Genomic DNA, 12,008 nt, shown 5'->3' on the forward strand with positions numbered 1-12,008 from the left:
AGGATGGTATCTAGATGAGATTAAGTATTCTGGACCAAGCCCCTATTACGAGAGGGAATACGGCAGCAGATGCTTTGAAAAAGGCGGAAGAGCTAGCGATTTTAGGAGATGAATTAGGCTACCATCGCATGTGGATGGCAGAACATCATGCAACAAATGTTTTTGCAAGCTCTGCTCCTGAGGTAACGACAGCCTATTTGACTGCTAAAACGAAAAATATTCGTATCGGAACCGGTGGAGTGATGATGATGCATTATTCTCCATTGAAACTAGCTGAGGTATTTAAAACATTAAGTGCATTTTCCCCAGGTCGCATTGATTTTGGCGTCGGTCGAGCTCCTGGAGGAGATAACTACGCTATTTATGCGTTATCAGAAGGTCGCCAACCGATGTTCAACAATATGTATGAAAAATTTGATACTGCATTGCAGTTAATTAACGACGAAGTACCTAAAGATAGTTTGTATCATAAAACAATCGCAACACCGTCCCAAGTCGTTTTACCGGAAGCTTGGCTGTTAGGTTCAAGCGGTAACAGTGCGATCCAAGCTGGGCGCAGGGGTGTTGGTTATTCTTTTGCACAATTTTTTAATGGTGAGATGACGAAAGAAATTTTAGATGCATACAAAAGGAATTTTCAGCCTTCAGCCTTTATGGAAAAACCACAAATCAAGGTTTCCTATATGGTGACAACAGCCGAAACAAAAGAAGAAGCTGAGTTCGAAGCAAAGCCACAAGATATTTGGCGCTTACTGTTTATGAGAGGCAAGATTGGCCAAGTGATGACGCCTGAGGAAGCCCGTGATTACCCATTGACAGAAATGGACCGAATGATTATAAAGGAAAACCGTAAAATCCATTTAGTCGGAGAGGCAAAAGAAGTTGCCGCAATATTGCAGGAAGAACAAGCTTATTATGGTTTTGATGAAGCGATGATTTGCAGCATTCCTCATTCACAAGAAAAACGTCTCAATGTGTATCGATTACTGGCACAGGAATTACTTTAAATTTGAAAGGAAGAAAGAAATGAACGATTATTTAGTAAAAGCACTAGCATACAATGGTCAAGTGCGTGCGTATGCAGTCAACACAACCGTAACAGTAGGAGAGGCTCAGCGACGTCACATTACGTGGCCAACTGCTTCAGCTGCATTAGGACGATCGATGACTGCAGGTGTGATGCTAGGAGCAATGCTTAAAGGTGAAGAAAAGCTAACGATAAAAATCAATGGCGGAGGTCCTATTGGCACAATTCTTGTTGATACAAACGCCAAAGGGGAAGTGAGAGGCTATGTATCCAATCCTCAAACTCATTTTGACCTTAATGAACAAGGAAAATTAGATGTGAAAAGAGCAGTAGGAACAAATGGATTAATGACCATTTCAAAAGATATAGGACTTCAACATCCTTTTGTAGGGCAAATTCCGTTAGTTTCAGGTGAAATTGGAGAGGACTTTACCTCTTATCTTTTGAATTCTGAACAAACGCCATCTGCAGTAGGGGTAGGCGTGCTAGTGAACCCGGATAACACAATTCAATCAGCTGGCGGCTTTATTATTCAACTTATGCCAGGTGCAGAAGATGAGGTAATTAGTGCAATCGAAGAACGTCTGAACGTCATCAAGCCAATCTCTACAATGATTGCAGAAGGAATGACGCCAGAGCAAATACTGGAGCAAGTACTTGGAGAAGGAAATGTAAGTATTCTAGAAACAATGCCGGTTCAATTCCAGTGTCAATGCTCGGAAGAGAGAGTTTCCAATGCAATCATTAGTTTAGGAAGCGAAGAAATCCAAGACATGATTGAAACCGACGGACAAGCTGAAGCGAATTGCCATTTTTGTAATGAAACGTACCATTTCACGAAAGAGAACTTAGAGGAATTAAAGAACGCAGCAGTTTAATCGAACGCCATACAAGTAGTTCGAAATCGTATTCAAAATAACTTGAAAAATTTCACACGTAAAAAGGAGCTAATTCATCTATGATTACCACACAACAAACAAATGATTTTAAAGAAATTTTAATGGGTCGCCATTCCATTCGAAACTATGACACATCTGTGAAAATTAGTAAGGAAGAAATGACAGAGATTTTAACAGAAGCGACGCTTGCACCTTCTTCATTCAATATGCAACCATGGCGTTTTCTTGTTATTGAAAGCGACGAAGGAAAAGTAACACTTGCGCCACTTGCACGCTTCAACCAAACGCAAGTCGAAACATCTTCCGCAGTAATTGCTGTACTAGGTGATCTTAACAATTTTGAATATGGTGAAGAAATTTATGGTAAAACTGTTGAGCTTGGATATATGCCTTTAGAGGTAAAAGAAATGCTAATGAGTAACATTGCCGCTCATTATTCAACATTAGATTCACAAGACATGAAAGAGACTGTATTCATTGATGGTGGTCTTGTCGCTATGCAACTAATGCTTGCTGCACGCGCACATGGTTACGATACATGTCCAATAGGTGGCTTTGAAAAGGATAAAATTGTCGAAGCATTTGGCTTAGATCAAGACCGCTATGTCCCAGTGATGCTTATTTCAATTGGTAAAGCAGCTGAAGATGGCCATAAATCTGTTCGCCTTCCAATTCACCAAATTGCGCACTGGAAGTAATTTTAAAAAAAGAAAGCAACACTGCGATGCATTGATACGTGCATCGCAGTGTTGCTTGTTGTTTTGAGCTTTATTACTCATGTCGAATTAATACATATTAGTTCAATGCAAGAAATCGTTTACTTAAGTGATTATGATGTAAAATACAGGAATTTTTTTCGTGTTGATGAATAAATATTATATATAGATTTTCTATACGAGGAGAAGAATCCATGAAAAAGATTTTATTATTGTTTCCTGTATGTCTTATGTTAATTTCTTGCAAGGATAAAGAGGAAGTCACTGAGTCGCCTGTCATACCGGTGAGTACTACTGCTTACACACTTATGGAAGAAGATGTGGTTAATAAGTATGGCGACATTACGAATTTAGAGCGCTTTGAAGCTTTTGTTGGGCATGTAGAAGATAGTACAAGTGATAAAGTACGAATTGTCAGCTACACAACGGAAGGGGATGCCATTTACAAAGACCTTATATATAATGATAATATTATTATGTATACTATAGACTCTACGCAAGATCGCTATGGTGAACAAATGGTTGCTGCTACAACATGTCAATCGATTGAAAAGCTCGAAACGAGTGAACTTAGCGTTTATAAACTAATGGCATGTGAAGAAGAACTAGATGATTTGCTATTAATAATAGAAAAGTAAATTAGCACTAAAGCTATAAATGAATCGAAACAGATGTGCCAATAGGAATTATTCTTGCCAGCTCCTCTACATCATGATTATGCATACGTACGCATCCTCTTGAAACAGCTTGACCAATCGAACTCGGATTATTCGTACCATGAATACCGTAATGTTCTTTCGATAAACTCATCCACATCGTACCAAATGGACCACCGGGGTTGGGGGCTTTATTAATAATAATAAAGTTACCTACAGGTGTTCTATTTAACATTTTTCCAACAGCGATTGGATACTGTTTTTGCAATACATTATTTTTGAATAATCGAAGTGTACGCTTGTTAATCGAAATATCGATATGATAAGGAAGTGTACTTGGGTCAGGGAATCCAGGTATTTCAATTGGTTGACCAATATAAAGAACATCTGGATTGATCGTTGGGTTCGCGCTGATAATGGAAGAAAGCGGTATGCGGTAATCTCTAGCAATTTGGCTAAGTGTTTCACCGGGTTTCACAATATGAAGCATCATTAATCACCTCTATAAAATATGTATTCGAGCTTAGGTCTGTTGCAGTCCTAAGCTCTGCCAGTTTTTTGAGTAAGTTTGTTTGAGTGGATGGAAATATGAAGAGGTTTTAGCCGAAGAAACATGTAAAAGTAAGAAGGTTATCGCGATTAATTGTTCGATAAGTCCAGCCAGATCTTGTGCTCCAGCGGAATCCTATAATTTGATTTCTCGTTACAGCAATAGGGTAGAACCAAAAACTTCTTCCGTTTCGTAACCAGACATATGTGTTACGGTACAGGCAAATGCGAATGTCCCAACCACCACCGTGCATTGCTTGAGCACCGTAAGTGGAAGGCATTGCAGGAGTGAAATTTGGTGGTGGTGCCATTGGTGTTGGACCTCCAGGTTGTGGTGGTCTACCACCGCCACCGCCGCCAGGTGATCCTCCAAATGGTGGTGGTCCGCCCGGTGGTCCAACAGGCGGAGGAGCTGGCCATCCTCCTGGCCCTTGTGGGAAAAATCGTTGGTTTGGCGAGTCGAAATCATCAAAAGGGTTATTGTACAACAGTGCATACCTTCTTTCATTATAATTTCATATTAATCTATGTGAAAATATAAAAGATGTGAATATAGGCGCAGACACACACATTGTTTCTAGGCTTAAAATACTGTATGTAAAATGAGAGCGAACTATAAAGTTTTAGTGTAACCTGCATAAAAACTGAATAAAGGAACTTCATAAGAAAACCCTCAAAATGCTGTTGTATTTTGAGGGTTTTCATGTATTATCAAGCTTTTATTTAGGCATGTTTTTTAGGTATAGAATGCATTAAATATATCAAATCTAAGATATTAAGAAAGTTTAATGTTTTCCTTAAAATCAAAAACATTAAAAATTACGCCTCCAAGTAAGAGATAGTCTGTAACAACAGAATTTTTATAATTAATCGTTTTCAAGTTATTACCTCTAAAATTTAATGTCGTTTATTATTTCTACAAATGAGTTACTTTAAAGTTTCTAATTTTTAATTCAAAAGATTTAAAATGTCATTTACCTTTTGGTGAGGGGCTTATCGTTTTAAATCTAACGTTAATAGACCCTTTTTCTCCCATTTTCAAAAGCGCACTGAGACGAATCGAGATGGGGCAAGGTATATAAAATATAATTTCGATGCGTCTGAGAGCGAATCTTATAAACAAGAACGTACATTCTAAAACATAGGCGATTTTCGCTATTTTTCTATAAAACTCAACAAAAAGTTCCCAAATATGAATTTGGGAACTTTTTTTATGCTAAAATAGCGTATAGAGGTGAGCATATGGCACAAGTGAAACTACCAAAAATCATCAAAGACTTTTTAATCTACTTAACAACGATTACCGGAAAATCACAGCGTACTCGAAAAGAGTATGAATACGATCTCATTTTAACTTTCCGATTTTTAAAAGCGGTGCAAGAAGATATCTCAAATAACGAAATACATACCATTGATATTTCAGACATTACGATTGATTTTATTAAGGAAATATCACTAGAGGACCTATATTTATTTATGGAGTATTGTGAGGTGCAACGAAATAATTCGCCCGCTGCTCGTGCGCGAAAAGTAGCAACACTTAAATCATTCTTCAAATATTTAAAGGGGAAGCGTCGTTTAATCGATGATAATATCGCGGAAGAGCTAGAGTCTCCGAAAATCGGAAAGCGAAAGCCAGTGTATTTAAATATGGAAGAGGCAAAGACATTTATTACATCGATTGAAGATAGACAATATAGTAAGCGCGACCACTGTATGATGATGTTTTTCCTCAATCTCGGTATTCGTGTATCAGAGCTTTGTTCCATTAATATCAATTCGATTCAAGGACGTCAGTTAACAGTCATTGGGAAAGGGAATAAAGAGCGGACGGTTTACTTAAACGATACTTGTATGACTGCGCTTGAACATTATTTACCTGAGCGAAAAGTGTTTAAAGGAGAAGGGGACGAACCGTTATTTGTGTCACAAAAAGGGACGCGTTTTACGCGACAAACCGTTGCTAAAATCGTGAAGCAAATTAATAATCAGACGTTACAAAAAGAGAAATTGACGCCCCATAAACTACGTCATACATCAGCGACGATGATGTATAAGGCAGGTGCTGATATTCGAAGTTTGCAGCATATTTTAGGACACTCAAGTGTTGCCACAACACAAATCTATACACATATTGAGGATGAACAAATCCAAGATGTCATGCAGAAAAATCCTTTTAATAATATTATTATGTCTACTAATGAGTCTATCTAGTTGGTAGGCTTATTTTTTATATAACTTTTCTGAAAATTTTGTTGACACTATGATTTTTCTGTACTATATTAAATACATAAAACAAAAACTGTTATAGTACAACTTAAGTGGGAGGATGATTTATATGACAATGTATCAAGAAGGCTATCAAATCTACCGTGAAAAATGTGAGCAATTCGGATTAGAGCCAGTCAATTTCCGCTATTATGTAATTCAACTATCGCAAGAACAACTAGATGCTTACAATGAACAAGCTCGTGTAAAGAAAGGAATGCAACCATAATGAATGATTATAGACAAGCTTATGAATATTACCGTCAAGCATGTGAGACGCATGGTTTAGAGCCAATTAACTTTCACTATTTTATTTTAAACTTATCACAAGAGCAGCTTGAGACGTATCTTGCTTGTGCTGAGAAAAGAGGTCGACATGAAGTCGCCAGCTAATGACGTCACATAACAACCTTTCCTTAGATGAAATAGGGGAAGGTTGTTTTTGTTTGTATTTTAAGAAAAAATTAAGTTGAAAAGACTACTATAAATAAGATGCGCCATTATACAAGCAAAACGTTTTTCGAATTGCGTTACTTTTAGATTAAACAAGGAGGAGAGTTGATTATGGAATTAGGAAAGTTTATTGATAAAAGCAAGTTGATGTTTTACTTATCAACATTTGTAGTTTTATTATCTTTACTTGTTCATTTATTACATCGTCTGTTTGGATTTTTAGATGGTTATTTATCCTTACAATCGATTGGAACTGTTACAGGTGGACTCGAAGTATTGCTGAATATGTTTCTTGCTCTTCCTGTATTATTATTAATCCCAAGCTATGTGCTCTATCGCAAAGATAGAAATCATCAAGCAATCCCAATATTACTTACATTCACCTTAACATTTTCCAGCATTTCAATTATCGCAGGGGGAGATGGGTTAGTAGAGTATCATTTTTCGATTTTTATGGTGTTAGCGATCATTGCATCATTCCAACAAATTTTACTTATTGTTATTAGTACAATTGTGTTTGCCATTCATCATTTGGCTGGTTATTTTTTATTTCCGCAGCTATTATGTGGTACAGATGATTATAGCTTTACGTTGTTAATGATTCATGCAATTTTTCTAATTACGACTTCAGCCGCAACGATTGTCATTATTTATTCAACACAAATTCGTGAAGCACACTTAGCAAAAGAAACGGCACAAGCAGAAGCGCAAGTGAAACAACTGCTTCAAGAAATGGCGAAGGAAGGTGATCAGCTTCAAAATATTTCACAAATGTTAATAGATGGGTCAACACTAGCTGGCAATGCTAGTTTAAATATATCTGAAGTATTAAAAGAATTAACATTTACTAAAGATCAAGAAGCAATCGCAATGAAAGAAGCGATTATTCAAAATGAGGCTAACTTGCAGCAATTTACTAATATCCATAGGCAGACAGAAGAAGCTGTACAGAAGGCGAGAGATAGCTTACATAAAGCATCGTTAGGTAAAAATACGATTTATGACGTGACAAATCAAATTTATGTTATTACGAATACAATTAGTTCGATTCATGAATTAGTAGATACACTCGCTAACCAATCAACTAAAATTACAAAACTGTTAACAGTGATTCATAATATCACAGAACAAACACAGTTATTAGCGTTAAATGCATCTATTGAAGCAGCACGTGCTGGAGAACATGGAAAGGGCTTTGCGGTTGTAGCTTCAGAAATTCGTAATTTAGCAACAGGTACGCAACATTCAGCCAAAGAAATCGATGAAGTAATGGAAATGATTCAGCAGCAAATTAACGATGTTGCTTTAAAAATGCAAGAAGGGATGTCTGAAATTTATAAAGGAAATGAATCCATTCAAATAACCGGAGAGGCATTCGATTCTATCTTATCCACAATTTCTAATGTTGAAGAAACGGTGCAATTCATTGCGGATTCTGTTCATTCTTTATTGAAACGTACAGAACATTCTTCACAATTATTCAACCATATTGCCGATTCAAATCGAGTGACAGCTAACAATATTAACATGATCTCATCATCGTCAGTTGAACAATATAAAACCGTACAATCTTTAGATCATGCCATATCTTCTTTAAATAAAATAACAAGTGAAATATACGTGTTAATTAAAAAATTAACATAAGGGTAAAAAAGTAGTGATTCAGCATATTTGAATGACTACTTTTTATTTTTTTAAAATCTGATAGTACAAAAGGCATTATAAACGAGTAGTTCTTAATTAATATTTTATCCGATATTGTATTTATATTTATAGTAGTATTATAATTGAAATAGTATCTTAGAAAACATAATAATGGAAGGGGAGGAAATTATGTTGAATGCTTATGCGTCTCAGGCATTAGGGGCTGTTGATATGTCTATTGCAGAATTAAGCGATATTAAGGCTGCTTTAGATGAATCGGTTATTGTTGCTATCACTGATAGAAGAGGAATTATTACATCCGTAAATGATCAGTTTTGCGCCATTTCTCAATATAGCCGTGAAGAGCTCATCGGTCAAGATCACCGTATTTTAAATTCTGGTTATCACCCGAAAACATTTTTTCGTGACATGTGGAGAGCTATTGGAAACGGAAAAACATGGCAGAGTGAAATTTGTAACCGCGCAAAGGACGGTTCACTTTATTGGGTGCAGACGACGATCGTCCCTTTTTTAGATGATAGGGGAAAGCCTTATCAATACATATCCATTCGGACAGATATTACGGCACAAAAAAATATAAAAAAAATAACATATATCGCTTACCATGATGATTTAACAGGTTTACCCAATCGCCGAAATTTAATTAAAAGATTGGAACATGAAGTAACAATAGGTAGTACATTCGCTTTATTTCTGTTAGATGTCAATCGTTTTAAACATATTAATGATGGTTTAGGTCATAAAGTCGGGGATATGTTTTTAAAAGAAATTGCCCAGCGTCTGTTGGCAATTGATGGTCAAAGTAATTCCTTTTATCGTTTAAATGGGGACGAATTCGTTTATATTTTAAATGATGTTAACCGTATAAATGAAATGGCTCACCGCATTTTATCGATCTTTAAAGAGAGCTTTGTATTTTCGGGATATGAGTTTTATGCAAGTACCAGTATGGGGGTAAGCATTTTCCCGGAGCACGGAAAGAGCGCTACAGATATATTAAAATTAGCTGATTTAGCAATGTATGAAGCTAAAAAGAAAAAGAGAAATGCCTGGGTTTTATACCATGAAAATATGAATGGTCTAAATGATCAACTTCTTATGTTGGAAACAAAGCTACATCATGCGATTCGAAATAATGCATTTGAATTACATTACCAACCAAAGATAAATGTTAAAACAGAGAAAATGGAAGGGATGGAAGCACTTATTCGTTGGACGGATCATGAATTAGGCTTCGTGCCACCAGATCAATTTATTCCCTATGCAGAAGAATGTGGGCTGATTATTGATATTGGCGAATGGGTGTTGAAAAGTGCAGCAATACAAGCAAAAGAGTGGAATGAACAGTACGGATTAAATTTACGAGTGGCAGTCAATATTTCACCTAAGCACCTTGCAGAACTAACATTTGTAGAACGTTTACAAGAAATTATTAACGAAGTCGGAATTGAACCACATATGCTAGAAATTGAAATTACAGAAATGAGCATGATGGATCAAAATAGCGATTTAATCGCCAAAATACAAAAAATTAAACAAATGGGCATTACCATTTCTGTAGATGATTTTGGTACTGGCTACTCGTCACTTAGCTATTTAAAGCAGTTCCCTATTGATGCATTGAAAATTGACCGCTCTTTTATTCAGAATATTGGCAATGAGGAGTCTGGTATTGCCATGGTAGCTGCCATTATCCAATTAGCACATGCTTTAAATTTAGAAGTTGTAGCAGAAGGGGTAGAGGAATTAAGGGAGCTCCAAATTTTAAAAGAGTATCATTGTGAATATGTACAAGGATATTATTTCAGCAAGCCACTAAATGTAAAAGACTTTACAAATAAGCTAGAACAATTATCCTAAAATTAGAAATGCGGGACTGTCATTTATTAGACAATCCCGTATTTTTTAAGGTTCAATTAAGTTTTGCAGTAATAAAAATTGCTCATCATCAAGTAAATCACCATATTCATTTAACAGCTCGCTATTGACAACAATTTTGTCTTTATGAGTCAAGTATAAATTTTCTGTGAGGTGGCGAATCACAAGCGGGACAGGTTTTTGATGATTAAATCTACTCATATGCTTATCCATAAAAGACTCCGACAACTCACATTTTGTATTATTACCCAATGCATTAAAATTAATATATTTTAAATGCGCTGTTAAAAAATCCTCTGTTAGATGAGGGTTATATTCACAAATAATGGACCAGTTTAACTTGTCTCTATAGCGGTGTATCCAGTGTAATTCAAGGCTATAGCTAATCAGCTCACATTGCTGCTCGCTGTAATTCGCAAATTTTTCATCCATTTCTTTATTTGTACATTTGCGATAGCCAAGCTGGTCATAGAGCTGGCAAGCAAGTGATGGAATGCCTTTTACTAAATGCTCACTACCAGGCCATTTATTTGCACCGCAATCATAATCAAAAAACTCCAGTTCGACAAGTGCATCCTCCTCTTCAAAAGAAGGGAGGATATCCTGTGCAACACTATCCTCAATATCTGACTCTAAAAATTCCTGTAATTCTTTCGCAAGTTCAGGATCTATTTGGCTATACATAAACAATCGAAACGGCTCCGGAAGGCGATTTAACACCTGATAATTACTGGCAATCATTTCAAAATTCACTTGTGCTAAGTGGTCAATTAAATAACTTTCCGTTAAATACGGATTTAACGTACAAATCACATCAAAATCAATATAAGGCAAGTATTGCTGAATATCATTTGGATGCATTTGCGCTGTTTGATAGCGCCATTTTGCATATTTCGTAATAAAATCGGGATTATACGAAGGGTAATCGTGCAAAATCATCTCTAAATCCATTTTTGAAACAACAGACTTAATATAGGCTGGAATGGATTTCACATTAAAATCTGATGGGAATTGGAGTTCTTGAAATCTTTTCTTATAAGCATAGTTTTTTTTTCGACTACCGTGTGTTGGAAAACTATAGGAACCGATAGCGCCGCGTTCTTCAAGTAAAATGTAGGCAAGCTCCTGCTTTTGATCGCGTGTTAAGCGGACATGTTTTGGGAATTTGACAGATGCAAAGTATGTAACGTTTGCCATATCATAAAAAAACTTATAATCGCCCTCAGCGGTAAAATCTTTGTCATCTGCATTTTTACGCCAATACAATAGTGCACCATAAACAGGTGGATAATTTGAAAACGTAATATTGGCAATGGAAAATATATTATGAGAAAGCGATTCATCATAAATCACTTTATTGAATTCAATTGTTTTAATCTTTAACATACATAACCTCCCTCTCTATCTCTCCACTATAAGTATAACGAATTTTCTAACAAGAGCGTAATATTTTCATCTAAAAAGATATTAATAATCAAAAAGTGTTGAGTTATAAGGGGTCACTTCTTTTTTGGTTAATTACCAAAAGTTAGGGTTTACCTATATACATGGCACACTCCACTCCGAGTGGATGCTTTCCGCGGGCATGGCTTCAGTCTCCCCGTCGTTCGTCCCTCAGTGCTCCTGACGCTGCGCTTTCGTCGCAAATAAATTTCCTGCGGGGTCTTCAGCTCGGGGCAACATGATGTTGCTCACAGGGGCGTTGCCACAGGACGTGGCGACTTTAGCCTTTGCCCACTTCCCCCGCTGGAGTCACCGCTCTCCGTTCCGTGTGCTACCTACTTCTATATAAATTGTTTGCTATAAAATTGATTTTGCTATAAGTCGAACACAGATGATGATGGAGAACGACCATTCTGAGGTGGCTTATGCGTAATATGTTTAAACTGAAAGAAAA

The 12,008-nt window shown here is 36.5% G+C and carries 12 protein-coding genes; 9 read left to right on the forward strand and 3 right to left on the reverse strand.

The features are described 5' to 3' along the window. Positions 1-14: 14 nt before the first annotated feature. The 4 genes from ACQQ2I_RS10080 (at position 15) to ACQQ2I_RS10095 (ending at position 3,280) form a co-directional block, all read left to right on the forward strand. Positions 15-1,007, forward strand: coding sequence for an LLM class flavin-dependent oxidoreductase (locus ACQQ2I_RS10080; RefSeq protein WP_431030383.1), 993 nt, complete (start codon positions 15-17; stop codon positions 1,005-1,007). Between the two features lie 19 nt (positions 1,008-1,026). Continuing rightward, positions 1,027-1,905 (forward strand): Hsp33 family molecular chaperone HslO, encoded by an 879-nt coding sequence (hslO, locus tag ACQQ2I_RS10085; protein ID WP_431030384.1) that lies wholly within the window; start codon positions 1,027-1,029, stop codon positions 1,903-1,905. Between the two features lie 80 nt (positions 1,906-1,985). After that, positions 1,986-2,624, forward strand: a complete 639-nt coding sequence (locus tag ACQQ2I_RS10090) for a nitroreductase family protein (RefSeq protein WP_431030385.1) — start codon at positions 1,986-1,988, stop codon at positions 2,622-2,624. A 212-nt stretch (positions 2,625-2,836) separates the two neighbouring features. Next, positions 2,837-3,280 carry a DUF4362 domain-containing protein gene (locus ACQQ2I_RS10095; protein ID WP_431030386.1) on the forward strand — a complete coding sequence of 148 codons (444 nt, stop codon included), beginning with the start codon at positions 2,837-2,839 and terminating at the stop codon, positions 3,278-3,280. Positions 3,281-3,293: 13 nt separating this feature from the next. Here ACQQ2I_RS10095 and ACQQ2I_RS10100 read toward each other — a convergent pair whose 3' ends face one another. Next, the gene (locus ACQQ2I_RS10100) at positions 3,294-3,788 is read right to left on the reverse strand and encodes a L,D-transpeptidase family protein (RefSeq protein WP_431030493.1); all 495 of its coding nucleotides are present in this window, start codon (positions 3,786-3,788) and stop codon (positions 3,294-3,296) included. 109 nt (positions 3,789-3,897) lie between these two features. Then, positions 3,898-4,335 carry a hypothetical protein gene (locus ACQQ2I_RS10105; RefSeq protein ID WP_431030387.1) on the reverse strand — a complete coding sequence of 146 codons (438 nt, stop codon included), beginning with the start codon at positions 4,333-4,335 and terminating at the stop codon, positions 3,898-3,900. Positions 4,336-5,089: 754 nt separating this feature from the next. On the opposite strand from ACQQ2I_RS10105, the gene ACQQ2I_RS10110 reads away from it, so the two are divergent. The 5 genes from ACQQ2I_RS10110 to ACQQ2I_RS10130 all read left to right on the forward strand — a co-directional run bounded on the left by ACQQ2I_RS10110 (position 5,090) and on the right by ACQQ2I_RS10130 (position 10,093). After that, positions 5,090-6,061, forward strand: coding sequence for a tyrosine recombinase XerC (locus tag ACQQ2I_RS10110; RefSeq protein ID WP_431030388.1), 972 nt, complete (start codon positions 5,090-5,092; stop codon positions 6,059-6,061). A 124-nt stretch (positions 6,062-6,185) separates the two neighbouring features. Further along, positions 6,186-6,344: a transcriptional regulator gene (locus ACQQ2I_RS10115; protein ID WP_431030389.1), complete on the forward strand. Its 159-nt coding sequence runs from the start codon at positions 6,186-6,188 to the stop codon at positions 6,342-6,344. Then, positions 6,344-6,508, forward strand: coding sequence for a transcriptional regulator (locus tag ACQQ2I_RS10120; protein WP_431030390.1), 165 nt, complete (start codon positions 6,344-6,346; stop codon positions 6,506-6,508). Before ACQQ2I_RS10115 ends, ACQQ2I_RS10120 begins: the two co-directional genes overlap by 1 nt. Positions 6,509-6,679: 171 nt before the next feature. Next, on the forward strand, positions 6,680-8,212 hold the full coding sequence (locus ACQQ2I_RS10125; protein WP_431030391.1) for a methyl-accepting chemotaxis protein: 1,533 nt from the start codon (positions 6,680-6,682) through the stop codon (positions 8,210-8,212). A gap of 189 nt (positions 8,213-8,401) precedes the next feature. After that, on the forward strand, positions 8,402-10,093 hold the full coding sequence (locus ACQQ2I_RS10130; RefSeq protein WP_431030392.1) for a putative bifunctional diguanylate cyclase/phosphodiesterase: 1,692 nt from the start codon (positions 8,402-8,404) through the stop codon (positions 10,091-10,093). Positions 10,094-10,138: 45 nt separating this feature from the next. Here the strand turns inward: ACQQ2I_RS10130 and ACQQ2I_RS10135 are convergent, their stop codons facing one another. Further along, a complete protein-coding gene (locus ACQQ2I_RS10135) occupies positions 10,139-11,497 on the reverse strand; it encodes a nucleoside-diphosphate sugar epimerase (protein ID WP_431030393.1) in 1,359 nt (452 codons plus the stop codon). Between the last annotated feature and the right edge of the window lie 511 nt (positions 11,498-12,008).

Origin of the sequence: Lysinibacillus sp. LZ02, assembly GCF_050613145.1 — a bacterium.
Lineage (GTDB): Bacteria > Bacillota > Bacilli > Bacillales_A > Planococcaceae > Lysinibacillus_B.

Excerpts from the sequence above, each read along its gene's own strand:
- ACQQ2I_RS10080 (WP_431030383.1), top strand. The coding sequence starts at position 15 with ATGAGATTAAGTATTCTGGACCAAGCCCCTATTACGAGAGGGAATACG.
- hslO (WP_431030384.1), top strand. The coding sequence starts at position 1,027 with ATGAACGATTATTTAGTAAAAGCACTAGCATACAATGGTCAAGTGCGT.
- ACQQ2I_RS10090 (WP_431030385.1), top strand. The coding sequence starts at position 1,986 with ATGATTACCACACAACAAACAAATGATTTTAAAGAAATTTTAATGGGT.
- ACQQ2I_RS10095 (WP_431030386.1), top strand. The coding sequence starts at position 2,837 with ATGAAAAAGATTTTATTATTGTTTCCTGTATGTCTTATGTTAATTTCT.
- ACQQ2I_RS10100 (WP_431030493.1), bottom strand. The coding sequence starts at position 3,788 with ATGCTTCATATTGTGAAACCCGGTGAAACACTTAGCCAAATTGCTAGA.
- ACQQ2I_RS10110 (WP_431030388.1), top strand. The coding sequence starts at position 5,090 with ATGGCACAAGTGAAACTACCAAAAATCATCAAAGACTTTTTAATCTAC.
- ACQQ2I_RS10115 (WP_431030389.1), top strand. The coding sequence starts at position 6,186 with ATGACAATGTATCAAGAAGGCTATCAAATCTACCGTGAAAAATGTGAG.
- ACQQ2I_RS10120 (WP_431030390.1), top strand. The coding sequence starts at position 6,344 with ATGAATGATTATAGACAAGCTTATGAATATTACCGTCAAGCATGTGAG.
- ACQQ2I_RS10125 (WP_431030391.1), top strand. The coding sequence starts at position 6,680 with ATGGAATTAGGAAAGTTTATTGATAAAAGCAAGTTGATGTTTTACTTA.
- ACQQ2I_RS10130 (WP_431030392.1), top strand. The coding sequence starts at position 8,402 with ATGTTGAATGCTTATGCGTCTCAGGCATTAGGGGCTGTTGATATGTCT.
- ACQQ2I_RS10135 (WP_431030393.1), bottom strand. The coding sequence starts at position 11,497 with ATGTTAAAGATTAAAACAATTGAATTCAATAAAGTGATTTATGATGAA.